A 25,434-nucleotide genomic window follows, 5' to 3' on the forward strand; every position below is an offset into this window, starting at 1 on the left:
AGTGGGCTGGTTTGATGAACAGATCAGGCAGAGAATAAAAAGTGACCAGGAAATATTTGAGGATTCTATATTTAATATGGCTTCCTCCGTCATCGGAAGAAAAGCTGCCAAGCAGATCAGTGATGACAGAATAGTCACAAAAGCTGCGCTGGATGAGATAATTAAATATTTTGGCTTCAAACCAAAGAACAACGCCTTTAATGATCTGCAGGAAGGTATTGACATGCAGAACATTCTAAGGCCTTATGGCATTGTGTATAGGGATGTGGAGCTGGATGATGAATGGATGAATGAAGGCTATGGTCCTGTAATAGGAAAGCTTGTCAGCAGAGACCTTGTGATAGCTCTTTTACCAGCCCCGTTTAAAGGCTACTACTACATTGACTATGAGAAGGGGAAAAAAGTTAAAGTCACCAAAAAGGTAATGGAAGACATAGACAAAGAAGCGGTGTGTTTCTACAAGCCACTTCCGGGGAAAAAACTTGGTATTAAGGACCTGATCCTTTATATGGAAGGCTGCCTTGACTTTTCAGACATTGCTTTTTACGCGGCCCTTATGCTCATATATACGTTTGTTGCTTATCTGGCAGCTCCACTTGTAGAGTTTATAACAAGTTTTGTTCTTGATAGTGGAAATTATTCCATCTTGGTTGGAACAGGAATATTTTTGATTTCTGTCAGTCTGTCTAAACTACTTATTAAAAGTAGCGCAGATATGGTACTGGAGAGAATAGAGATAAAAACCGGAATCAGCGTAGAAGCGGCGGTTATGAACAGAGTATTGGGGCTTCCTGCCAGGTTTTTCAGAAATTATACCTCTGGTGAGCTTTCATCAAGGATTAACTCAGTTACAACCTTGTGCGATCTTATAAGCACAAACCTTATATCTATGCCGATAACGCTTCTGTTTTCTTTTGTATATCTGGCGCAGATAAAAAACTTTGCTCCTGAGCTTGTTCTTCCTGCAATTGTGATAACTTTTGTTTCGCTCTTGTTTTCTATTGTTTCTATAGTGATCCAGACGGGAATAACAAGAAAGACCCTCCAGTACGATGCCCACGAAGACGGAATTACCTATGCTCTCATCAATGGTATACAGAAGATAAGGCTTGCAGGGGCAGAAAAAAGAGCTTTCGCTAAATGGGCCAATGATTTTAACGACAGTGCTAATTTAAACTACAGCCCTCCTATTATCATAAAGCTTAATAAGACGATAAACCTTGCTATTGGACTTATAGGAACTATGGTCCTGTACTATGTTGCTGTCGGCAGCGGTATCTCAGCCTCAGAGTACATGGCCTTTAACACTTCTTTTGGTCTTTTGACAGGTGCTATGGCTTCCATTTCGGGAGTGGCCCTTTCAACTGCCAATATCAAGCCTATTCTCACTCTGGCAGAACCTATACTCCATGCAGTTCCTGAGGTTACAGAGGGCAAAAGACAAATTGAGAGCCTGAGTGGAAGTATTGAAATAGCAAACGTTCATTTTAGATACGATGATGTAAGCCCTGAAGTGCTAAAGGGGATAAGCTTCAAGATAAAAGCCGGCGAGTACGTGGCTATTGTAGGTAAGACAGGCTGTGGAAAGAGTACTCTTATGAGACTCTTACTTGGCTTTGAAACTCCTGATAAAGGCGCGATTTATTATGATGGAAAAGAAACTTCGAAACTTGACATGACCTCTCTTCGCAGAAAAATTGGTTCTGTAACTCAGAATGGAAGCCTTTTCCAGGGGGACATTTATTCAAATATAGTTATCACGAACCCTCTTTTAACAGTTAATGATGCCTGGGAGGCAGCAGAAATTGCCGGGATTGCCGATGATATCAGGGAAATGCCAATGGGCATGAACACTATCATTGCTGAGGGGCAGGGAGGAATCTCCGGAGGGCAAAAGCAAAGGCTTATGATTGCAAGGGCTGTAGCACCAAAGCCCAGGATCCTGATGCTTGATGAAGCTACTAGTGCCCTGGATAATATCACACAGAAGAAAGTCTCAAATGCTCTTGACGGACTTAAATGCACCAGGATAGTGATTGCCCACAGGTTATCCACCATCAGAAACTGTGACAGGATTCTTGTAATGGATGACGGCAAGATAGTTGAAGAGGGTAGTTACGATACGCTTATTGCAAAAGATGGCTTTTTTGCTGAACTTGTTAAGAGGCAGCAGCTGTAGAAGTTTATAATTACTTAATTTGTGTGAGTGCAAGGAGTTTTGGTAAAATACTAGTTGTGTAATTGTGAAAGCAGCGAAGTTATGTAGCAATTCGCAGGAATCACATAGATGGAGAGAAGATGATGGGGAAGAGACTTACAAACGAAGAAATTTATCAGCAGTATCATGACAAGGTTTTTGCATATATCAGGAATCATGTTAATCAGATAGAGGATGCAGAGGATTTGTGCGAGGATGTCTTTGTGAAGATCTACAGCAAGATAGACACCTTTGATGAGAAGAAGGCCAGCATATCAACCTGGATTTACGCAATGACCAGCAATACTGTTATCGACTTTTACAGAACTAATCACATCCACTCTGAGATTCCAGAGGATCTTGCTGAAGATAAGAGCCTTATTGAGGACGAGATCCTGAACATGGAATCGCTTGATAACCTTGCGAAGGCCTTAAAGAGCCTGCCGCAGGAGCAAATGGACATTATTGTTCTGAGATACTATCGTGGTCTTACCCTTCAGGAAGTGGCACAGCAGGTAGGCCTCTCTTACGGCGTCACTAAGCTCCGCCACAGAGAAGCCCTTGGCCGATTAAAAGATATACTAGGGGATTAATATTTACAATAAAAAATGCCATAGCCCGCGATGCGGGCTATGGCATTTTCCTATGATATAGGAAACTGGTCGTCTCGCATCCATATCTTATTCCAAGAACAGATTGTGCCTCTTGGCGAAATTGGATTGCTAGTGTATGATACATGAAGCTAGATAAATACAGTGCACTATATTATTTGATCGAAGAAGAGGAAAGATTTCATGAACAATAATGAGAAAACACCAACATATAAAAGAGTGCTTGCCATGATCGGACTTATACTGATCGCGGGACTTGTCATAGCATTTCTTTGTGTGGCTTTATTTGGAGGCCCTGATTCCAAGGATTTATTTATGGGACTTGCTGGAGCAATCGTTGCAGTACCTATTATGCTCTGGCTCCTTCTGTGGGGGCTTAGCGCTATTACAGGAAGACACAATATAGCTTCCCTTGATGCAGGCTCATCCAACAAACAGCACGACAAATTCGGCAATGTGATCCCTGATGGAGAGATAGACACTGTTGTATTTGATATAGGAAATGTCCTTACCGATTTTGCCTGGGACGGTTTCCTTAAGGCTAAGGGCTATGACGATGAGATGATAAAGCGTATAGCCAGAGCTACCGTTGAAAGTGATGACTGGGTTGAGTATGACAAGGGAAACCTTACCAATGACGAAATAGTTGAAAGATTTGTGGAAAACGATCCTGAAATTGGGGATGAATTAAAGAATGCTTTCCAGAATATTGACGGCATTATCTTAAAGAGAGAAAAGACAATTCCCTGGATCAGGGCTCTTAAGGCAGCAGGCTACAAGGTTTTATATCTTTCTAACTTCTCCAGGCAGGCTCTTGAAGGTTGCCCCGATGCTATGGCTTTCCTTGAGGAAACAGATGGTGGAATCCTCAGCTACAGGGACCATGTGGTTAAGCCAGATCCAGCAATCTATCACCTTTTAGAAGAAAGATATAATCTCACTCCGGCAAAGACTGTGTTTATTGATGATACTCCTGTTAATATAGAAGCAGCAAGAAATATTGGCTGGAAGGGAATCATTTATAAGGATTATAAGCAGACAGTAGAAGAACTTTCAGAAATGGGTGTACAGCTATAAGTAGCGTCAATGTCCACAATTTACAGATAATAGTAGAAAGAGGTTTCTGACAATGATCCAGAATCTTGAGTACTACAAAGTTTTTTACTATGTCGGAAAATTAAATAGTATTACTTCTGCAGCCAAAGAGCTGTCTATATCGCAGCCTGCTGTCAGCCAGTCCATTCACCAGCTGGAGAAAACTCTGGACTGTGCTCTTTTTCAGCGAACCTCAAGAGGCATGCGATTTACTTCAGAGGGCGAACTTTTATACAGGTATGTGGAAAGAGGCTACGAGCAGATAGAACTGGGAGAACAGAGACTGCGCCAGATCCAGCATCTTGATGCAGGAGAAGTCAGGATTGGAGCCAGCGATATGACGCTTAGGTTTTTTCTTTTGCCATACCTTGAGAAGTTCCATGAGCTCTATCCAGGGATCAAGGTTACTGTAACCAATGGCCCCACCCCTGAGACCCTTCAGTATCTCAACGAGGACAGGATTGACTTTGGCGTTATTTCTACGCCTTTTGAAGAAAAAGAGGGCTATAGCTATTTCCCTGTTTCAACTATAGAAGATACCTTTGTGGCAGGAAGACGCTTTATCCAGTACAAGAATAGAATGCTGGACTTTAGTGACCTTCAAAAGATTCCCCTTATTCTTCTTGAAGGCAATTCCAGCACCAGAAACTATATAGACACTTTTTTAAGTGACCACGGAGTGGATATACAGCCTGAATTTGAGCTTTCTACCAGTGACATGATAGTTCAGTTTGCCCTTAGAAATCTGGGCGTTGGATGTGTGGTTAAGGATTTTGCAGAGGAATACCTGGAAAGTGGTGTTTTGTTTGAGCTTCGTTTTAATTCAGTTATTCCCAAGAGAAAGATATGCGTGATCACGGATGAATCAAGGCCACTGTCTATTGCGGCGTCGAGGCTCATTGAATTGATAAAAACGGACCTGGGGGACGGGGTCAAGGGACCATTTTAATTACAAAAAATGATCACAAAAAATAAAAAGAAATATTGAAGACTAAATACTTTCATGCTATTATTTATCAAGAACTGAAAAAGATAAGTGACACGCGAGTTTGAAAACGGCTACAAGCCAGAATAGGAGCGGCTTTCAATGAGTTTTGAAAATGACAACAATGTCAATGAAAACAGTGTTGAGGATATCGTTTCAAGATACAGACCCGAAGTTTCCAAGTTAGTTCCATATTTAAGATGGCTCAAGGATAATGCCAAATCAGAGGTGGCTCAGAGTTACAACTCTAGTGACCTCAAGTCAATGCCGTTTCCGGTATATGATTCTAATCTACTTGCCTTTGTTAAGGCAGCACAGTCTACTAATTTATTAGATCGCAATTATGTTTATGTTTATTCCAGGAATCGTTTGAATAGTGCCAAGGATGAGCTCTTGTTCATTGCTGATGCCGACATCAGGAATATGGAGGATCTGGCAGGAATTTTGTCCAAGTATATTTTGTCAGGTATGACAAAGGGTACAGTCTGGGCAGAGGGAGTTGCCAACGGAGTGCTCTACAATACGGTTTGGAAGATGGATGAGCTCTGCAGAGTGTGGGGACACGAGAGCGACAAGCCAATAGCGTAAGAGAACCTGATAGCTTGAATGTCTTACGAAAATCGATGAGAGAACGGAAGGCATTAGGAAAAAAATAAGGGAATGGGAGAAGTAAATGGGAGAGAAGTCCGCACAGAAGAAAAAGCATATTCTGGATAAGGCCAGAGCTGTTTTTTCTGAAAAAGGCTACAAGAACGTAACTATGAAGGACATTGTTGATGCCTGCGACATTAGTCGTGGGGGTCTTTATCTTTATTTTTCCAGTACAGAAGAACTGTTTCTGGCAGTTCTTGAAAATGAATTTGATGAGGATGATGAAGAGGCAGTTGCAGCAGCACTGTCTGGCGAAGCATCTGCTGGTGACATGCTAGCTCTTTTCCTTAAGGAACAGAAAAAAAGCATTCTCAGAAAAAAGAACAACATCACTATCGCTACCTACGAATATTTTTTTAATCATAAAGTTTCTTCAAAAGATAATCCACTTAAAAAACAATTTAATACAGCTGTAACCATTGTCGAAAAACTCGTAGAAAACGGAATTGAAAATGGTGAATTCTATTGCGAAAATCCGCTTGGATTTGCTCGCAATTTAATGTACGTGGTGGAAGGGCTCAAGGTTATGTCCAAGACTTGTTCTATTTCGGAAGAAGCTATTGATAATGAATTAATGTATATTTTAGAGGGATTAGTCCCGGAAGAGTAAAGTGCTTAATAATTTCTATTAAGCACTTTTTGTATGATATAGGCGTCATAAGTCACAATTGCGTACATGCTTGCATGTTAAGCAATTTGACTTCATGACCCGAACAAACATGAGGAAAAAGCAATTTACGAAGTAAATTAGCGATTTCCGAATGGTTGTAGAATTGCGACAATAACGAAGTTATGGAGCAATTCGTATATCATACAAAAATTCACACCTACAAAATAGTATGTTTCTGGAGTAATATCCAGTTCATAGATATATAAGAAGGAAGAGGAGAAATTATGAGCAGTGTAAGACGAATCTACGTAGAAAAAAAGGAACCATTTGCTGGTAAGGCCAGAGAGCTTCGCCATGAAATCAAGGGCTACCTTGGCATCAATAGCGTCGAGAATGTAAGGATCTTTATCCGTTATGACGTTCAGAATGTTTCAGATGAAGTTTTTGAAAAGGCCTGCACAACAGTCTTTTCTGAGCCACCAGTAGATATTCTTTATAGAGAAAATATAGATATTCCTGAAAATGCAAGAGTATTCAGCATTGAAGCACTTCCAGGACAGTTTGATCAGAGAGCAGATTCTGCGGAGCAGTGCGTACGCTTTATTAAGGGCGACGAAGAACCTGTTATCAAAACAGCAGTAACTTACATGCTCATTGGAAATATATCAGATGCAGAACTTGAGAAAATCAAGGACTACACAATGAACCCTGTTGACTCAAGGATTGCAGATGGCAAAAAGCCTGAGACACTTGTGGAAAACTATGATGATCCTGAGGATGTAAAGATCCTTGATGGCTTCAAGGATATGGCTGAGGCTGACCTGAAAGCTCTCTATGAGTCACTTGGCCTTGCTATGACCTTCAATGATTTCAAGTGGATCCAGCAGTACTTTAATGACGATGAGAAGCGTGATCCATTAATGACTGAGATAAGAGTTCTTGACACCTACTGGTCTGATCACTGCCGTCATACAACCTTTGGAACAGAGCTTAAAGATATCTCTTTTGAAGAGGGCTTCTATGCTGAGCCAATCAAGGCTTCCTATGAAGACTACCTTGCAGCAAGAGATGCTCTTTACACAACAGATGACAAGAAAAAAGAGAAATTCATATCTCTTATGGACATTGCTCTTATGGGCATGAAGAAGCTTAAAAAGGATGGCAAGCTCACAGACATGGAAGAGTCTGAGGAGAACAATGCCTGCACAGTAGTTGTTCCAGTTGAGGTTGACTATGGCAACGGCCCTGTGGTTGAGAACTGGCTTGTGTTCTTTAAGAATGAAACTCACAATCACCCTACAGAGATTGAGCCATTTGGAGGAGCTGCTACATGTCTTGGTGGCGCTATAAGGGATCCTCTTTCAGGAAGAGGCTATGTATACCAGGCTATGCGTGTAACTGGCGCTGCAGATCCTACAGTGCCAGTAGCTGAGACCATGAAGGGCAAGCTTTCACAGAAAAAGCTTGTAAGAGGCGCAGCAAGCGGCTATTCATCCTATGGTAATCAGATTGGTCTTGCAACTGGTTATGTAAAAGAGGTATATCACCCGGGCTATGTAGCTAAGAGAATGGAGATTGGTGCTGTAATGGGCGCTGCTCCTCAAGAACACGTAATAAGAGAAAGTGCTGATCCAGGAGATATCATCATCCTTCTTGGTGGCAGAACAGGTAGAGATGGCTGCGGCGGAGCTACAGGCTCATCCAAGGCTCACAATTCCAAGTCACTTACAAGCTGCGGAGCAGAGGTTCAGAAGGGTAATGCGCCTACAGAGCGTAAACTCCAGAGACTCTTTAGAAGACCAGAAGTAAGTGAACTTATAAAGAAATGTAACGACTTTGGTGCCGGCGGTGTTTCTGTTGCTATCGGAGAACTTGCACCAGGCCTTGATATAAACCTTGACCTTGTTCCTAAAAAGTATGCAGGTCTTGATGGAACAGAACTTGCAATCTCAGAATCTCAGGAGAGAATGGCTGTTGTAGTTGCGCCAAAGGATGCAGACAAGTTCCTTGATTTTGCAGCACAGGAGAACCTTGAAGCCGTTAAGGTTGCAGTAGTAACAGAGGAGCCAAGACTTGTTCTTAACTGGAGAGGCAAAAGAATTGTTGATATAAAGAGATCCTTCCTTGATACAAATGGAGCACACCAGGAAACTACAGTTAAAGTAGAAGCTCCTGTTCAGGCAGATAACTATTTTAACAAGATTGCTAGTAAGGAAGTTGAGGCTGCTCTTACAAAGGGCGATGTTAAGGCAGCTCTTGAGGCTGAGCTTTCAGACCTTAATGTATGCTCACAGAAAGGCCTTGTAGAAATGTTCGACTCATCTATTGGAGCTGGCTCAGTTCTAATGCCTTACGGTGGTAAGTATCAGCTTACAGAGACACAGGCTATGGTAGCTAAGCTCCCTGTTCTTGGAGGAAAGACAGATACAGTAACCATGATGAGCTACGGCTTTGATCCATTCCTTTCAAGCTGGAGCCCATATCACGGTGCTGCTTATGCTGTAACTGAGTCTGTAGCAAGGATTGTGGCAAATGGTGGTGACTATAGAAACCTCCACTTCACATTCCAGGAGTATTTTAAGAGAATGACACAGGATCCACAGCGTTGGAGCCAGCCATTTACTGCACTTCTTGGTGCCTACGATGCCCAGATGAAGTTTGGCATTGCTTCAATCGGCGGTAAGGACTCAATGTCCGGATCCTTCAATGAGATAAATGTTCCTCCTACACTTGTTTCTTTTGCTGTAGATGTGGCAAATGGCAAGGATATCGTTACACCTGAGCTCAAGGCAGCAGGTAATAAGCTTGTTCAGTTCAAGATTGCCAAGGATAAGTATGATCTTCCTGATTATGAAAAGGTTATGAAGCTCTATGGAGAGATTACAGGCCTTATGAGAAAGGGCATCATCGTTTCAGCTTATGCTGAGGACTGCTACGGACTTGCAGCAGCTCTTTGCAAGATGGCATTTGGTAACGGTCTGGGGGTTAAGATTTCTGATGGTGTTGAGGCAAAAGAGCTATTTGCCAACGAGATAGCTGATATTGTAGCAGAGGTTTCAGCTGACAAGGTAGCAGAGGCACTTAAGATAGAAGGCGCAAGAGAAATCGGTGAAGTTACTGAAACAGCAGAGTTTGCGGCTTGTGGTGTTAAGGTTTCAATGGATGAAGCTCTTGAGGCTTGGAAGAACAAGCTTGAGAAGGTATTCCACTCAACAGTTAACGAAGAAAAGACACCTGTAGAGTCACCTCTTTACAAGGCAGAGAGCATCCACATTTGCAAGAACAAGGTGGCAAAGCCTACAGTATTTATCCCTGTATTCCCAGGAACAAACTGCGAATACGACAGTGCTCAGGCCTTTGAGAGAGCTGGCGCTGATGTAAATATCAAGATTTTCAGAAACAGAAATGCACAGGATATTGAGGAGTCTGTAAAAGAGTTCAAGAAGGCTATTGAGAATGCACAGATCATCATGTTCCCAGGCGGATTCTCAGCTGGTGATGAGCCAGACGGAAGTGCTAAGTTCTTTGCAACAGCCTTCCAGAATGAGGAGATCAAGGCAGCAGTAGAAGACCTTCTTCAGAACAGAGACGGACTTGCACTTGGTATCTGTAACGGTTTCCAGGCAATGATCAAGCTTGGACTTGTACCATATGGCAAGATCACAGGTCAGAATGCTGATTCACCTACACTGACCTTTAACACAATAGGAAGACACATTTCCAAGATGGCTACAATCAAGGTTGTATCCAATAATTCACCATGGCTGTCACAGGCTAAGCTTGGCGGAGTATACACAAACCCAGCTTCTCACGGAGAGGGACGTTTTGTTGCTCCAGAAGCTGTTCTTGATGAGCTTTTTGCTAACGGCCAGATTGCAACTCAGTACTGCGATCTTGATGGAAATGTGACTATGGATGATGAGTGGAACATCAATGGTTCTTACAGAGCGGTTGAGGGTATCCTTTCACCAGATGGACGCTGCCTTGGTAAGATGGCTCACTCAGAGCGTCGCGGTGACGGTGTTGCCATCAACATCTACGGCGAGCAGGACCTTCGCATCTTCGAGAGCGGTGTAAAATATTTTATGTAATTAGTAGTGGTATAGATACACAGCCAGGTTTTTTCGAGAATATGTACATAGTCAGATTGATTTTAGTTCTGTGGAGATGAGACCTATCAATATCGAGTGCCTATGCACGATGATATTGATGTCTAGGGCTCATCGGAACGTTTAGAACTATGAGAGCTGACATGTACATATTTCGAAAAAACTGGCGTAAGGTTACACAAAGAATGGAGGAGTAATGAAAGCAAGACTGATACTTGAAGACGGGACAGTCTTTACAGGCAAACATATAGGTGCAGACAAGGATGTGGTAAGCGAAATTGTGTTCAACACATCAATGGCTGGCTACACAGAAGTTTTTACTGATCCCTCATATGCGGGACAGGCTGTGTGCATGACCTATCCCCTTATAGGCAATTACGGAGTTTGCCTGGATGACATGGAGTCAGAAAAGCCCTGGGTTGATGCCATCATAGTAAGGGAATTGTCTCACGTGGCATCAAACTTTAGATGCGATATGACTGTACAGGAATTTATGGACAAATACCAGATTCCTGGAATTGAAGGAATAGATACAAGAGCATTGGTAAGACTTCTTAGAGATAAGGGAACCATGAACGGCCTTATCACAACCAATGAGAGCCTTACCTACGACCAGGTAAAAGATAAGCTCCATGCCTACACAACCGGAGATGTTGTCAGCAAGGTTTCCTGCAAGGAAAAGAAATTCCTAAAAGGCGTAGAGAGCCTTTCAGAGAATGGCCCCTTGTCTGGAAGTGCATCTTTTAACAAGGAAGATTATGAGGCATCCCTTAAGGGAGATCTCTCAAAGAGAGAGAAAAGACCTGCAATTGTCAAGGAACTGAATGGAAGAAAAACAAGACCACTTAAGATTGCACTTCTTGACCTTGGAGCCAAAAAGAACATAGCAGATTCCCTTGCTGCAAGAGGGTGCGATGTTACAATTTATCCTTTTGACACAAGCGCAGAGGAAATCTTAAGAGATGAGCCTGATGGAATCATGCTGTCAAATGGTCCTGGAGATCCCAAGGATTGCCGTGGAGTTATAGAGGAAATCAAAAAGCTCTATGCTTCTGATGTGCCGATCTTTGCAATATGCCTTGGACATCAGCTTATGGCCCTTGCCACAGGAGCTGACACTTTCAAACTTAAGTATGGTCACAGAGGTGGAAATCACCCGGTAAAAGACCTTACTAACGGCAGAGTGTACATTTCATCCCAGAACCATGGCTATGTAGTTGATATGGATAAACTTGATAGGAATGTTGCTGAGCCAGCATTTATAAATGTAAATGATGGAACCAATGAGGGCCTTAAATATGTGGGCAAGAACATTTTTACGGTTCAGTTCCACCCGGAGGCATGTCCTGGACCTCAGGATTCAAGCTACCTGTTTGATAGATTTATAGATATGTGCGAGGAAAGATAAGTTATGCCAAAGAATAAAGATGTAAAAAAGGTTCTGGTAATTGGTTCAGGACCTATAGTAATAGGACAGGCTGCTGAGTTTGACTACGCCGGAACACAGGCCTGCAGATCCCTTAAGGAAGAAGGAATTGAAGTTGTCCTTGTAAACTCAAATCCTGCTACCATCATGACAGATAAGGATATTGCTGATGAGGTTTATATTGAGCCTCTTACAGTCAAGGTCCTTGAGCAGATCATAGAAAAAGAAAAGCCTGATTCAATTCTTCCAACCCTTGGAGGACAGGCTGGACTTAACCTTGGAATGGAGCTTGACGAGTCAGGATTTCTTGCTTCTCACAATGTAAAACTTCTTGGTACTACAGCAGAGACTATCAGAAAGGCTGAGGACAGACAGGAATTTAAGGACACCATGGAAAAGCTGGGCCAGCCTGTAGCAGCTTCTTTGGTTGTACATAACGTTGAAGACGGTATTTCTTTTGCCAATAAGATTGGATACCCTGTAGTTCTGCGTCCTGCCTATACTCTTGGAGGATCAGGCGGCGGTATCGCTTATAATCAGGCCCAGTGCGAAGAAATTCTGGAGAATGGACTCAGACTTTCAAGAGCCAACGAAGTTTTAGTTGAAAGATGTATCGCTGGCTGGAAGGAAATTGAGTACGAGGTAATGCGTGACAGCCTTGGAAACTGCATTACAGTCTGCAACATGGAAAACATTGACCCTGTAGGCGTTCACACAGGTGACTCAATCGTTGTTGCTCCTTCTCAGACTCTTTCTGACAAAGAATATCAGATGCTCAGAAGCGCAGCTCTTTCAATCATCGACGAGCTTAAGATTACTGGAGGCTGTAACGTTCAGTTTGCACTTCACCCTACAAGCTTTGAGTACTGCGTAATTGAGGTTAACCCAAGAGTTAGCCGCTCATCAGCCCTTGCAAGTAAGGCAACCGGATATCCTATCGCCAAGGTTGCTGCCAAGATTGCCCTTGGTTACACCCTTGATGAGATCAAAAATGCCATCACAGGCAAGACCTATGCAAGCTTTGAGCCTACCCTTGACTACTGCGTAGTTAAGTTCCCAAGGCTTCCTTTTGATAAATTCATTACAGCCAAGAGAACTCTTACAACTCAGATGAAGGCTACAGGCGAAGTTATGAGCATTTGCACTAACTTTGAAGGCGCCATGATGAAGGCCATCAGAAGTTTGGAGCAGCACGTAGACTGCCTTACAAGCTATGACTTCTCTGACCTTGATGATGATGAGCTTTTAGAGAGATTAAAAATAGTTGATGACCAGAGAATCTGGGTTATAGCTGAGGCTTTGAGGCGCGGAATAAGCCACGATCAGATTCACGACATAACCATGATCGACCTTTGGTTTATAGATAAGCTTCATACCCTGGTCAAGATGGAACTAAAGCTCCTTAGATGCGGAGAAAAAAATACTGCAGGTAAAACAGGTACTTTAGAAGATGCCAAGAAAGTAATAAGCTTTGAGACACTTTTGGAAGCAAAGCGCCTTGAATATCCTGACACAGTTATTTCAAGACTTACTAGATTCCCTGTGGATGTGTTAAAAGAGCTTCGTGATTTCTACAACATCCATGCAACCTACAAGATTGTAGATACCTGCGCAGCTGAGTTTGCGGCAGAGACACCTTACTACTATTCAGTTTATAATGGACCAGATTCAGAAAATGAAGCTGGAGATCAGGCAAACGCAGCTGATGGAGAAAATGCTGAGCGCAAGAAAAAGATTCTTGTCCTTGGTTCTGGCCCTATCAGAATCGGACAGGGTATTGAGTTTGACTACTGCTCAGTTCATGCCACATGGGCCTTCAAAAAAGAGGGTTACGAAACAATCATAATCAACAACAACCCGGAGACAGTAAGTACCGACTTTGATATTGCTGACAAGCTCTACTTCGAGCCTCTTACAGCTGAGGATGTTGAGAATATCGTTCGCCTTGAAAAGCCAGACGGAGCAGTGGTTCAGTTTGGTGGACAGACAGCAATCAAGCTGACAGCAGACCTTATGAAGATGGGTGTCAAGATCTACGGTACAGATGCCAAGGATGTTGATGCTGCAGAAGATAGAGAAATCTTTGATGAAATCCTTGAACAGACACAGATAAAGCGTGCTCAGGGAGCAACAGTTTACACTGCTGAGGAAGCCAAGGAAGTTGCAAATCGCCTTGGATACCCTGTTCTTGTAAGACCTTCCTACGTTCTTGGAGGTCAGGGCATGCAGATAGCTCTTTCTGATGAAGAAATCGAAGAGTTCATGAACATTATCAACAGATATGCTCAGGACCATCCAATTCTTGTGGATAAGTACCTTCAGGGTGTGGAAACAGAAGTGGATGCTGTATGTGATGGAGAAGACATTGTAATCCCAGGTATCATGGAGCACATCGAGAGATCAGGTATCCACTCTGGTGATTCCATATCAGTTTATCCAGCCCAGTCTCTTTCAGATAAGGTAAAAGAGACTATTGCTGAATACACAAAGAGACTTGCCAAGGCTCTTCATGTAATTGGTCTTATCAATGTACAGTTTATTGCAGTGGGAGATGAGGTTTACATCATTGAGGCAAACCCAAGGTCATCTCGTACTGTTCCTTATATCAGCAAGGTTACAGGTATTCCTATCGTAGATCTTGCAGCTCAGGTAATGATGGGCAAAAAGCTAAAGGATCTTGGCTATACACCAGGCCTTCAGCCAGAAGCTGACTACGTAGCTATCAAGATGCCAGTATTCTCTTTTGAAAAGATAAGAGGAGCTGAGATCAGCCTTGGACCTGAGATGAAGAGTACAGGTGAGTGTCTTGGAATCAGCAAGAGCTTTGATGAAGCTCTGTATAAGGCCTTCCTTGGTGCAGGAATCAACCTTCCTAAGTACAAGCAGATGATCATTACTGTAAAAGATGCAGATAAGGGCGAAGTAATTGATATAGCAAGGCGCTACAAGAAGCTTGGCTATATCATTTACGCCACAAGATCTACTGCAGATACCTTAAACGAAAACGGAGTATCCGCAAGAAAAATCAACCGTCTTAGCCAGGAGTCACCTACGGTCATCGACCTTATCCTAGGCCACAAGATCGACCTTGTAATCGATACACCTACTCAGGGCCGCGACAAGACCCGTGACGGCTTCATAATCCGCCGCACCGCCATCGAGACTGGTGTCAACGTAATCACCGCCCTCGACACAGCAAGAGCCCTCGTAACCAGCCTTGAGAGCGCAAGCTCCGAGGAAGCTCTAACCCTCGTCGACATCGCCAAGATCTAACCCGCGCCCGCACAGGCGCCCGGCCATCAGAACCGCCACTGCCTCCGGAGCTGCCATCAGACCCGCACCAGCCAGAGCCACTCTGCCAGAGCCATTCAGCGCAGGCCGCCCCACCGCCCGGGCATGACGCGAGCGATATTCATGGAAGTTTTTTTCGTCTGTGTAAGAAGGATGTAGTCATGAGGCTCCTGGAAGGTCATAAGAATTCTGCTTCGGTTCAACATGTCCGAGCACCAGAAGGCAGCTTTTTACTCGCGCCAGTTCCCGTAGTGCTCGTCACTGACAAATGCAGATTTTCTTAGATGTTTCCGCAGTTTTTCTTCTAATGCGCATGCTGCAGCGTAAACTTGCAGGACGGGAAATATAATTTACAACAGAAAATGCCATAGCCCGCGATGCGGGCGTATACAAGAAATGCGCCATCAATCCTCTCAAGCAAGCTTGGAGAAGTTGATGCCGCATTTCTTTATGGCGCAAAGCGCCTAATGGCATTTTCATATATACATAGTTTTCCCGTCCTGCTTCAGACAACGCTTCGCATGCGCGGGAAAAACTGCTATGGAAACATTAGAAAATCGCATTTGCCAGAAAAGACTCGCATAGGAAACTGGTCGACTCACAAGCGCTGCCCTGGTGCGAGTTTTGAACCGTAGAATTCTTATGCGCCTTCCAGAAGCCCATGAATACCCGTGCTGAAGCCGACGAAAAAAACTTTCTGAATGAGCTCGCGTCATGCCGGCCGGCGGGGCGGTTCTGAGCGCACTGCTTCGGCGGACCTGCTCTGGTGGGAAGAGCTCTGGCGGTGCGGTTGTGGTGCGCGGGTTTAGGTGCGGGCGGCGGTGTGGCAGGCGACGAGGTGGCCGCCTCCGATGTCGATGAGGGAGGGGGCGGTGTGGAGGCAGGCGTCGGACTTTGAGGGGCAGCGTCTGCAGAAGCTGCACTCGGCGCCAAGGTTTATGGGACTTAGGACCTCGCCCTCGAGAGTTATCTGGCTCTGACGTCTCTTTTCCTCGGCCAGAGGATCTGGGATTGGGATTGCTGATAAAAGAGCCTTGGTGTAGGGATGGAGTGGATTTTCAAAAAGCTCGTTTGTTTCTGCCATCTCTACTATTTTTCCCATGTACATTACGGCAACTTTGGTAGAAATATGACGCACCATAGCCATGTCATGCGCTATAAAAAGATACGTAAGCCCCATTTCTTTCTGAAGATTCATAAGCATATTTACCACCTGAGCCTGGATACTCACATCAAGAGCAGATATTGGCTCGTCCAGGACCAGAAATTCAGGCTGGACTGCAAGAGCTCTTGCTATGCCAATCCTCTGACGCTGGCCGCCGGAAAACTCGTGGACAAACCTGCCTGCGTGCTCACTGGTAAGGTCAACCAGCTTAAGTAGTTCGTAAACCTTGCTCATGCGTTCAGCCTTGTTTTGGTAGAGCTTGTGAACATCAAGCCCCTCGGCCACTATGTCAGCCACAGTCATTCTCGGATCGAGGCTTGCGTAAGGATCCTGGAATATCATCTGAACCTTCTTCTTGTACTCTTTAAGCTGCTTGTGCTTGAAGGTGGATATGTCATGTCCCTTGAACAGTATCTCACCGGAAGTCTTCTCGTAGATACCAATTCCAGTTCTTCCGCAGGTTGTCTTCCCACAGCCAGACTCTCCAACAAGCCCCAGAGTTTCACCTTTTCTTATGGCAAAAGAAACATCGTCAACAGCCTTAAGGACTTGTCCTCTTTCCAACTTAAAATGCTTCTTTAAATGTCTAACTTCAAAAATCACTTCATTTTCCATTATTTAAACTCACTTTCATCCAGTGCATGTAACCAGCAGCTAGCCTCGTGTCCATTATCAAAACTGTAGGAAGGCGGCATCTCTTTTGTACAGATATTCATGCAGTGCTTGCACCTGGAACTAAAAGGACAGCCTGGATTTGGATTTATAAGATCTGGCGGTGAACCTGCAATAGAAACAAGAGTGTCAGAGCGTTTATTATCTACCCTTGGAACTGCCTCGTGAAGCGCCTTGGTATAAGGGTGTTTGGGATTATAGAAAATATCTTTGGCACTTCCATGCTCTACGATAACTCCTGCATACATGACAGCTACTTCATCTGCAATTCCAGCAACTACGCCAAGATCGTGGGTTATCAGTATGATTGATGAACCATACTCATTCTTTAAACTTCTTAAAAGCTCCATGATCTGGGACTGTATAGTCACATCAAGAGCAGTTGTTGGCTCATCTGCAATCAGAAGCTTTGGATTGTTGGCAAAGGCAATTGCGATCATGACTCTCTGCCTCATGCCACCTGACAGCTCGTGTGGATACTGTTTGTAGCGGCGCTCAGGATCTGTGATGCCGACCAAGGACAAAAGCTCAACAGCTCTTTTTTTTGCATCCACTTTTTTCATCTTGTTGTGATGAAGGATGTTTTCAACAATCTGCTTGCCTACAGTCATTGTAGGGTTAAGGGAAGCCATAGCATCCTGAAAGATTATAGAAACATCGCCTCCCCTGTAGCTTTGTAGCTCTTTTGCGGAAAAAGAATTAACATCTTTTCCCTCAAATAAGATTTTGCTGCTCTTATCAATCTGGCCAGGCTCGTGAATGAGCTTTAGTATCGATCTTGCAGTAACTGACTTGCCGCAGCCTGACTCTCCGACTATAGCCAGAGTCTTTCCCTTTTCAAGAGAAAAGGATACCCCTCTTACAGCCTGTACAATGCCGGCATAGGTATGATAATCAACTTTAAGGTCTTCAACCTTTAATAATTCATTAGCCAAAGTAAACCTCCATTTAACGGATATTTCTGGGATCGAGAGCATCCCGCAGCCCATCTCCAATGAGATTGAAGGCCAAAACTGCGATGACCAGAATCACTGCAGGAAAGAACATCTGCCAGGGATAGAACTGCATCTTAGTCTTGCCATCAGAAATCAGGACGCCAAGAGATATGATGTCGCCTCCAAGCCCCATTCCAAGAAAGCTAAGCGAAGCTTCCGTAAAGATATAGTCAGGGATTGACGAACACAGATCCAAGATCAGCAGCGAAATAGTATTTGGCAGAAGGTGCTTTAATATGATCCTGAAAGGGCTGCTTCCAAGCATCTGCGAAGCCTGAACATATTCAGATTCCCTAAGCTGCATGATCTGGCCTCTTACGATCCTTGCGGTTCCAACCCAGGAGGTTATGCACATGGCAACGAGAAGTCCAGCCACGTTTTTACCAACAACCATCATGATCAGCAGTGTCACAAGAAGTGACGGAAAAGATGTAACGATTTCAATTATTCTCATCATGACAGAGTCAACCTTGCCTCCAAAGTAAGCCATTATTCCGCCGTAGGCGCAGCCTACAAGGAGCTGTATCATAGAGCACACAAGAGCAATGATAAGGCTGAGCCTTGCCCCAATCCATATGCGGGAAAAGAGATCCCTTCCCAGCTGGTCACTTCCAAACCAGTTCACTGAATTGGGAGATATATTTCTATTTGCAGCATCTATTTCCGTGTAATTTGTGTTACTTATAACCGGACCAAAGATAATGAAAAAAATAAGAAGTATCAGGGAATATAGTGCAAAGATAGCTATCTTATTTTCCTTAAATCTTATCCAGGCGCCGCGCCAGTAGGAGATAACAGGCCTTGTTATAACATCGGCATTATTGCTGATTCCTACGTGGGCTTTTTCTTCTAAAGTTAGTATCCTATTCATCGCTTACCTCCGCTGATACGTATCCTTGGATCAATCACTGTATACAGAATATCTGTGATAAAAATCACAAAAATGTAGATGGCTGACAGGATTACGGTTTCGCCCATTACTATGGTCACATCCTGTGCGGCAACTGCATTTACGTAGTATAGGCCAAGGCCAGGAATAGAAAAGACACTTTCAATAAAGAACGATCCTGTGATACACATGGCGACAGACATGGGAAGTCTTGTCATGACAGGTATCAGGGAGTTTCTTAGAACGTGGCGGGTTATGACTTCTCTTCTTGAAAGGCCCTTGGATTCTGCTGTCAGGATATAGTCCTGATTCATGGTATCAAGCATAGACACCTTAAGGAGTCTTGCGTAGGAAGCAATATAGCCAAAGCATCCTGCAAAGGTAGGAAGAATAGTGTATTTCCAGCCTCCAAACCACTGGTTTGAAGAAGGCCATCCGATAACCGGAAACCAGCCAAGCTTACCTGCAAAGAAGGCTTGCAATAAAAGGGCAAACAAAAGAGTCGGGACTGATATGAGAAGTATTGATAAAACTACCACCAGATAGTCCCAGATAGAGCCTTTTTTGACAGCCGCCAAAACTCCCAGAAGAAGGCCAAGAGTAACTCCAAGTAGCATCTGCTGAATGCCAAGCCTTGCGCTTACTGGGCCTTTTTCTGCAATTATCTGCTGGACAGTTTCTCCTTCGTAGATTACAGACTCTCCAAAGTCTCCTTTTAAAAGACCTTTCATGGTGATGAAATATCTTTCCATTATTGGTTTATCAAGGCCATACTTGGCATAGAGCCTTTGAGTGACTACATCCGGTAGCTTTTCAACTCTTTTTGACAGAGCATCACCTGGAGTAAGTGCCAGTAGAAAAAAGGTTGCACTTGCTATCACAAAAAGTGTAGCAAGTGCAATGATTAACTTTTTAAATATGTATCTTAAGATATTCATAAAGTCATCCTTAGTGTTTTACAATATAGGCTCTTGAGAACTCGAAGTCTGCTCCAAAGAGTGGGTAGCTTACATTCTTAACATATGACTGAGCGTAGATCTGGGCATTGTCAAAATAGAGAGGGTCAACACCGCCTTCTTCAAGAAGAAGGTTCTCTGCCTGAGTAAAGAGCTCTAGACGCTCATTTTCATCAAGACTTGCGTTAGCCTTGTTGTAGAGCTCGTCGTACTCAGGATTTGAGTAGCCACCCATGAATCTTGCATATCCGTTATCTGTTACAAACAGTCCCAGGAAGTTTGCTGGGTCGTCATAATCTCCGAACCATCCCATTGTGTAGAAGTCATACTGATAGCTGTCGCGGGCTTCCTTCCAGCCTGTAACATCAGGGAAGGTCTCAACCTGTACTGTTACGCCAAGCTTGGACTCAAGCTGCTGTACGTACCACTCATAGATGTTGTTATCAAGTGTGCTAGGTGAGTAGTTTATTGTAGTAAGAGTTACATCCTCAGCAGTTCCTTCTACGCCTGCCTCTGCCATACCTTCTTCAAAAAGAGCCTTAAGTGCTGCTGGATCGCTTGTAAGTGCTGCATTTTCTGAACTGTTTAAGATGTCGCCTGCTTCAGAACGGTATTCTTTGCCGCCTACTGTGATTCCGTAAGGTACAAGTCCATAAGCAGTTGTTGAAAGGCCGTTTCTAAACAGAAGATTGTATTCTTCTCTATCAAGGGCAAGTGTTATAGCCTTACGAACCTTGGCATTAAGCATAAGGCCTGAAGGGCCACCGTTTCCTGCTGGGTGCTGGTCAAAAGAGATATATGTAACAGAAGGTGATGTTGAGATGATCCTTACAAGAGTTCCATCATCAACAAGTGACTGCCACTTATCCACATACTCAAGGTCAGAGAGCTTTAAGATATCGACCTGCTGTGACTCAACAAGCTGAGCCTGTGTTGAGAACTCATCTACAACCCGGAGGTTGACCTGTGTAAGATGAACATTCTCAGCATCCCAGTACTGATCATTCTTTTTAAGAGTCATTGAATTTTCAAGTACTCTGTCAGAGATAACAAAGGGTCCGTTGAATACATGGAGAGTGTAGTCGTTACCCCAGTTTTCTCCAGCACTTTCTGCTGCATCAATAAGGTCTTTTCTAATTGGGAAAAGAGGAAGCATTCCAGCCTTCTTTAAGAAGGAAGGATTTGCTGAGTTTAAGGTTACTTCAAAGGTGTAGTCATCAATGAGCTTAATAGCCACATCCTCTTTTGAACCTGTTCCGTCGTAGTAATCCTGAGCTCCCTTGATATCATCTGCTGCAAGGAAGGCATAGGAGAAGGCTTTTTCAGGATCTATAAGTCTGAACCAGGAATCAACATAGTTCTGTGCTGTTACCTTTTCTCCATCACTCCACTTGGCATCATCTCTAAGGCTGAAAGTATAGGTAAGACCGTCATCTGAAACAGTATAGCCTGTAGCTCCAGCAAGCTCTGTGTGGTCAATTCCGTTTTCGTCAGTGAAGGTTCTAAAGAGTCCTTCCTGAACTTGTGACAGTACCTGGAACTCATTGGAGTTCCTTACGTCATTTACGTCCAGAATAGCAAGATCTGAATAGGTAAGGTTCAGTACCTGCTCATCTGCAAGTTCAAGCTCTCCTGAATCTGCAGAAGCTCCTGAATTTGAATTTGCAGCTTCAGTTGTTGCAGCTGCCGCTGTACTTGCAGTAGTGCTGCCTGAAGTAGTAGTTGAATCATTCTGTGCTGATGTATTATTTCCACAACCGGCAAGGATTCCTGTAATAGTTGTTACTAAAGTTAGTGCTAGTGCCAGTGATTTCTTTTTCATAATCGTCTCCTTTTCAAGTATTTATCATGTGTTTGCACGTTTGAATTGCGTAAAACTAATTTATCTCACAGTCATGGGAATGTAAATTAAGAGGATATTATCGCTACAGATAAATGGTGGTTTTCGCTAGCTTTGTCCGCAAGATACAAAATTACTGATGAAAATTGCGAGAAATGAGGATAACTGGCCGGTATTTGACTACAAAAATGTGATACACTAAGAGCAAAGCTTTGCAGGCTGATTCTGTTTTGCCTGCAAGAGGTCGAGTATTTGCGAGGGGACTATTATGAAAAAAAGATTAGTGGTGATGTGCCTTGGCGCATCTTTGATCATGTGCTGCGCTTTTTGCACAGGCTGCAGCTATACCGGGATTCCGATTGTGGATAACTACATAGATGAGAAGGCAGATGACCTGGCAAGTGCTGGGATATCATATGTTGTAGATAATGCAGATGATTACGCCAGCATGGGAATGTCCTACATCAGGGATAATGCAGACGACTATGCCAGTATGGGAATGTCCTATATCAGAGATAATGCAGATGATTACGCCAGTATGGGGAAATCCTTTGTGGAAGAGAAGTCTAGTGAACTCTTATCAGGGGATGGAGAGGAATCCTCAGCTCTTTTTACATCTGTATCTGATGTGAATCTTAGTAATCCGTCAGGTGATGGCAAGAATTATGTCTTTTCCTATGGAGAAGAGGAATTTTCAGTGGTTCGCTGGGATGAGCACTGGAAAATCATTGATTCCTACAAGATAGAAAATACAACGGATATGGTCTTTATCTGCCAGGCTCTTATCAACGTGTATCCTATCCACGGGGCTGATATGGAGAGCTTTAGAACAGCAGAGGATATGGCCTATGAGTGGATACAGCACAATATTGCCTATCAGTATCTTCCGGAGGACAACGAGTGGAGGGTAAAATCCAAGGATGTGGACTTTAACCCGGAAGATCAGGGCAAATCATTTATCCAGATCTATGAGGAGAGAACAGGCAAGGAGTTTAAATTATCAGATTTCATGGGGAAATAGGGGGTATATATGTCTAAGATAATCTACGAAAATCCGCTGAATTCACAGGAATGCATAGGGGACTTTATTTTGGAGGGGAAGGCCGAGATTTCTTTTCCCGAGGGAGCAATGCGCCTTAAAAACGCACTTAGTCCTGAGGAGGGACAGAAGGCCAATTTCGTGTTGTGGTGTCCTGTATCATTCCCTTCAGATGTGAGGATTGACTGGGAGTTTAGGCCTCTTGAGGAGCCTGGACTTGCCATGATGTTTTTTGCAGCCAAGGGAAGGAGCGGCGTCTCAATATTTGATGATACTCTTAGCAAGAGAACTGGTGAATACAAGCAGTATCATAGCGGCGATATCAACGCCTTTCATGTTTCCTATTTTAGAAGAAAAGAGCCTGATGAGAGGGCTTTCCATACCTGTAACCTTAGAAAGAGCTACGGCTTTCACCTTGTAACCCAGGGGGCAGATCCAATCCCTGATGCCAGTCCTGATTCTGATTGGTACCAGATTTCAGTTGTAAAGAAATCCGGCAAGGTTACCTTTTTTGTAGGGGGCCTTCAGATATTTGAATTTGATGATGACGGCGTAACTTACGGAGATATCCTCACAGGCGGCTGCATAGGTTTTCGCCAGCTTGCACCTATGGTTGCAGAGTACAGGAACTTGCGAGTTACCTGGTTATGAGGGAGGAACAATCATGACGAAGTCATGAACTGGAATGTTCCGACCGAAAGGGCAAGATTACGAAGTAATCGTGCCAATACATTGTTAAGAGGGAGGAACAATCATGACGAAGTCATGAACTGGAATGTTCCGACCGAAAGGGCAAGATTACGAAGTAATCGTGCCAATACATTTATATGAGGAGTGAAAAATGAAAATTTTGGTGATAAATGGCCCCAATTTAAATTTCCTGGGCATCAGAGAAAAAGCAGTCTACGGCAATCAGGACTACAACTACTTGTGCGATATGATCCGCAAAAAGGCAGCAGAAGATGGCAATGAGGTAGTTCTTTTTCAGTCTAATCATGAGGGAGCCATAATAGACAGAATTCAGGAAGCTTACAGCGATGGCACAGACGGAATTGTCATAAATCCAGGGGCTTATACCCACTATAGCTATGCAATTCATGATGCTTTAAAGAGCCTTGAGAATGTTGTAAAGGTAGAAGTCCACATTTCTGATATTCAGTCCAGGGAGGAATTCAGAAAGGTGTCAGTAACCGCTCCTGCCTGCGACAAGCAAATCTACGGACATGGACTTCCCGGATATCTTGAAGCCATGGACTTCATCGCAGATGCACTGCACGACCGCGCTTGATGAGATTATTTCAAACCTGTATACTGTTATCTGATGAGAACTGTGACTTCTTGCGGGCAAAAGCAGAAATAGCCCGCAAGAAACCTGCAGATTAAAGAGGAAAAGCATGGTATGAAAGATTCTATTAAAAAGAACATGGGAAAGATACTGATATGGGGAACAGTAGCTTTTTTTACAATCCTTTATTTCAGCCTGATCTTTAATAAAAATGTATGGACTGATGAAGTTTTTACATTTGACCTTCTTAGATATGATCTGAAAGGAATAGTTGAGAAGACAGCTGAGGATGTTCATCCTCCTCTATATTATTTTTACGCTAAGATTTTTGAATTAATTAGTCCACAGAACATACAGATACAAAAGATTGCGGCCATCTTACCTATGGCTGCAATTTTGGTGTACATGGGAGTTGTTATAAAGAAGGAATTTGGAGAGGCGCAAGCTTTTTTGTCCATATTATTTCTTGCATGCCTTCCATGTACAATGGAATTTGCAGTGCAGATAAGGATGTATTCACTTGCTTTGTTTTTTGTGACTTTAGCGGGAATTGAGGGATACAGAGCATATATCCATGAAGATATAAAGCACTGGATATTTATGGGAATAGGAGTGCTGGGAGCTGCATATACGCATTATTTTGCATTTGTGAGCGTATGCTTTGTCATGTTCTTTTTATTAGTGGCAATTCTTATCAGCAAGAAAAAGCTGGTAAAAAATTGGCTTATATGCTCCCTCGTATTGCTAATAGGATATACTCCCTGGCTTCCAAGCTTTGTAAAACAATATACCAGTGTAAGGGAGAGCTATTGGATACCACCGATAACAGGTGAAGTACTAAAAAGCTATATAACCTGGACGTTTGGACTTGAACTGGTGAAAGGCGTTGAGATTGCATATCTGATCCTTCTGACAATCGTGTTTGTTTGGGCATGCATGGGAGTCAAGAAAAAAGGAATCAGATTTGCGATATTATGTATGCTTGTTCCTACAGCGACAACAGTTTCCGGAGTTTTGATCTCTCTTACAAAATCGCCTATTTACCGTGATCAGTATGTCTTACCGGCTTTGGGCCTGCTTGCAACATATGTTGGAATCGTATGTGCCGATAAACTGAAAAGTAAAGCAAAATATCTAGTTGTTTTATTTGTGTTGTTTATGCTTTTTAGCGGTGCTGTTCAGTACAAGGAATGCTTCAGACAGGAATACAAGAGCTCGTATATCGACAAGACTATGGAGTTTTTTGAGGATAATCTTGGTGAGAATGATTATGTTATATACAATTATAGAGCTATGGGATTTGTGTATAAGTTTTATTTCCCGGAAGACAGGCTGATATATGTTGAAGACTTCGATCTATCAAGCGATTATGACAATGCATGGTTCTTATATACATTAAACAACTGGCCGGTTACGGAAAATGATTGTATTAACTATAATCTGGGGATGGAATATCTCGGAGTCTATGGAATAGAACATAATGATTTTGACTTGTATAGGATTTACCATAATTAAGCTTATTGGAAAAGGCCATTGGCGTTTGTGACACCAATGGCCTTTTTTATTGAATAGGAAATTGCTTTCCTATTCAATAAAAAACGCTCCGCTGTGGATGCGC

The 25,434-nt window shown here is 43.3% G+C and carries 18 protein-coding genes; 13 read left to right on the top strand and 5 right to left on the bottom strand.

Going from position 1 to position 25,434, the window contains the following annotated elements; translation table 11 throughout:
* The first annotated feature begins 1 nt into the window (after nucleotide 1).
* From G631_RS0102895 to carB, 9 genes are all read left to right on the top strand, one after another.
* Complete coding sequence (locus G631_RS0102895; protein WP_026488169.1) at nucleotides 2–2,179, top strand: ATP-binding cassette domain-containing protein; 2,178 nt, start codon at nucleotides 2–4, stop codon at nucleotides 2,177–2,179.
* A 119-nt stretch (nucleotides 2,180–2,298) separates the two neighbouring features.
* Nucleotides 2,299–2,790, top strand: coding sequence for an RNA polymerase sigma factor (locus tag G631_RS0102900; protein ID WP_081671207.1), 492 nt, complete (start codon nucleotides 2,299–2,301; stop codon nucleotides 2,788–2,790).
* Nucleotides 2,791–2,991: 201 nt separating this feature from the next.
* The gene (locus G631_RS0102905; RefSeq protein ID WP_051196764.1) at nucleotides 2,992–3,885 is read left to right on the top strand and encodes an HAD family hydrolase; all 894 of its coding nucleotides are present in this window, start codon (nucleotides 2,992–2,994) and stop codon (nucleotides 3,883–3,885) included.
* Nucleotides 3,886–3,937: 52 nt separating this feature from the next.
* Nucleotides 3,938–4,852, top strand: coding sequence for a LysR family transcriptional regulator (locus G631_RS0102910; protein ID WP_026488172.1), 915 nt, complete (start codon nucleotides 3,938–3,940; stop codon nucleotides 4,850–4,852).
* A gap of 138 nt (nucleotides 4,853–4,990) precedes the next feature.
* Nucleotides 4,991–5,476, top strand: a complete 486-nt coding sequence (locus tag G631_RS17785; RefSeq protein WP_051196766.1) for a hypothetical protein — start codon at nucleotides 4,991–4,993, stop codon at nucleotides 5,474–5,476.
* Nucleotides 5,477–5,561: 85 nt separating this feature from the next.
* Nucleotides 5,562–6,149 carry a TetR/AcrR family transcriptional regulator gene (locus G631_RS0102920; protein WP_026488173.1) on the top strand — a complete coding sequence of 196 codons (588 nt, stop codon included), beginning with the start codon at nucleotides 5,562–5,564 and terminating at the stop codon, nucleotides 6,147–6,149.
* Nucleotides 6,150–6,433: 284 nt separating this feature from the next.
* Nucleotides 6,434–10,240, top strand: a complete 3,807-nt coding sequence (locus G631_RS0102925; protein ID WP_026488174.1) for a phosphoribosylformylglycinamidine synthase — start codon at nucleotides 6,434–6,436, stop codon at nucleotides 10,238–10,240.
* Nucleotides 10,241–10,454: 214 nt separating this feature from the next.
* Entirely contained in the window at nucleotides 10,455–11,666 is a 1,212-nt protein-coding gene (locus G631_RS0102930) for a carbamoyl phosphate synthase small subunit (protein ID WP_026488175.1), read from the top strand.
* A gap of 3 nt (nucleotides 11,667–11,669) precedes the next feature.
* A complete protein-coding gene (gene carB, locus G631_RS0102935) occupies nucleotides 11,670–14,957 on the top strand; it encodes a carbamoyl-phosphate synthase large subunit (RefSeq protein WP_026488176.1) in 3,288 nt (1,095 codons plus the stop codon).
* 823 nt (nucleotides 14,958–15,780) lie between these two features.
* On the opposite strand, the gene G631_RS0102940 is transcribed toward carB, so the two are convergent.
* Genes G631_RS0102940 through G631_RS0102960 form a run of 5 tightly spaced genes read right to left on the bottom strand, consistent with a single transcriptional unit; the run spans nucleotide 15,781 to nucleotide 21,474 of the window.
* A complete protein-coding gene (locus G631_RS0102940) occupies nucleotides 15,781–16,755 on the bottom strand; it encodes an ABC transporter ATP-binding protein (protein ID WP_026488177.1) in 975 nt (324 codons plus the stop codon).
* Complete coding sequence (locus tag G631_RS0102945) at nucleotides 16,755–17,747, bottom strand: ABC transporter ATP-binding protein (protein WP_026488178.1); 993 nt, start codon at nucleotides 17,745–17,747, stop codon at nucleotides 16,755–16,757. Before G631_RS0102945 ends, G631_RS0102940 begins: the two co-directional genes overlap by 1 nt.
* A gap of 13 nt (nucleotides 17,748–17,760) precedes the next feature.
* Nucleotides 17,761–18,678, bottom strand: coding sequence for an ABC transporter permease (locus G631_RS0102950; RefSeq protein WP_051196770.1), 918 nt, complete (start codon nucleotides 18,676–18,678; stop codon nucleotides 17,761–17,763).
* Nucleotides 18,675–19,634, bottom strand: a complete 960-nt coding sequence (locus G631_RS0102955; protein ID WP_330365632.1) for an ABC transporter permease — start codon at nucleotides 19,632–19,634, stop codon at nucleotides 18,675–18,677. The genes G631_RS0102950 and G631_RS0102955 overlap by 4 nt, the downstream gene beginning before the upstream one ends.
* A gap of 10 nt (nucleotides 19,635–19,644) precedes the next feature.
* A complete protein-coding gene (locus G631_RS0102960) occupies nucleotides 19,645–21,474 on the bottom strand; it encodes a peptide ABC transporter substrate-binding protein (protein ID WP_026488181.1) in 1,830 nt (609 codons plus the stop codon).
* Between the two features lie 286 nt (nucleotides 21,475–21,760).
* Between G631_RS0102960 and G631_RS0102965 the strand changes: the two genes are divergently transcribed.
* From G631_RS0102965 to G631_RS0102980, 4 genes are all read left to right on the top strand, one after another.
* Nucleotides 21,761–22,513, top strand: a complete 753-nt coding sequence (locus tag G631_RS0102965; RefSeq protein ID WP_026488182.1) for a hypothetical protein — start codon at nucleotides 21,761–21,763, stop codon at nucleotides 22,511–22,513.
* Nucleotides 22,514–22,522: 9 nt separating this feature from the next.
* Nucleotides 22,523–23,182, top strand: a complete 660-nt coding sequence (locus G631_RS0102970; RefSeq protein ID WP_026488183.1) for a DUF1961 family protein — start codon at nucleotides 22,523–22,525, stop codon at nucleotides 23,180–23,182.
* Nucleotides 23,183–23,372: 190 nt separating this feature from the next.
* Nucleotides 23,373–23,819, top strand: a complete 447-nt coding sequence (locus G631_RS0102975) for a type II 3-dehydroquinate dehydratase (RefSeq protein WP_026488184.1) — start codon at nucleotides 23,373–23,375, stop codon at nucleotides 23,817–23,819.
* 111 nt (nucleotides 23,820–23,930) lie between these two features.
* Nucleotides 23,931–25,331: a glycosyltransferase family 39 protein gene (locus G631_RS0102980; protein WP_026488185.1), complete on the top strand. Its 1,401-nt coding sequence runs from the start codon at nucleotides 23,931–23,933 to the stop codon at nucleotides 25,329–25,331.
* The last annotated feature ends 103 nt before the right edge of the window (nucleotides 25,332–25,434 follow it).

Source organism: Butyrivibrio sp. XBB1001 (genome assembly GCF_000424505.1).
Taxonomy (GTDB): Bacteria; Bacillota; Clostridia; order Lachnospirales; family Lachnospiraceae; genus Butyrivibrio.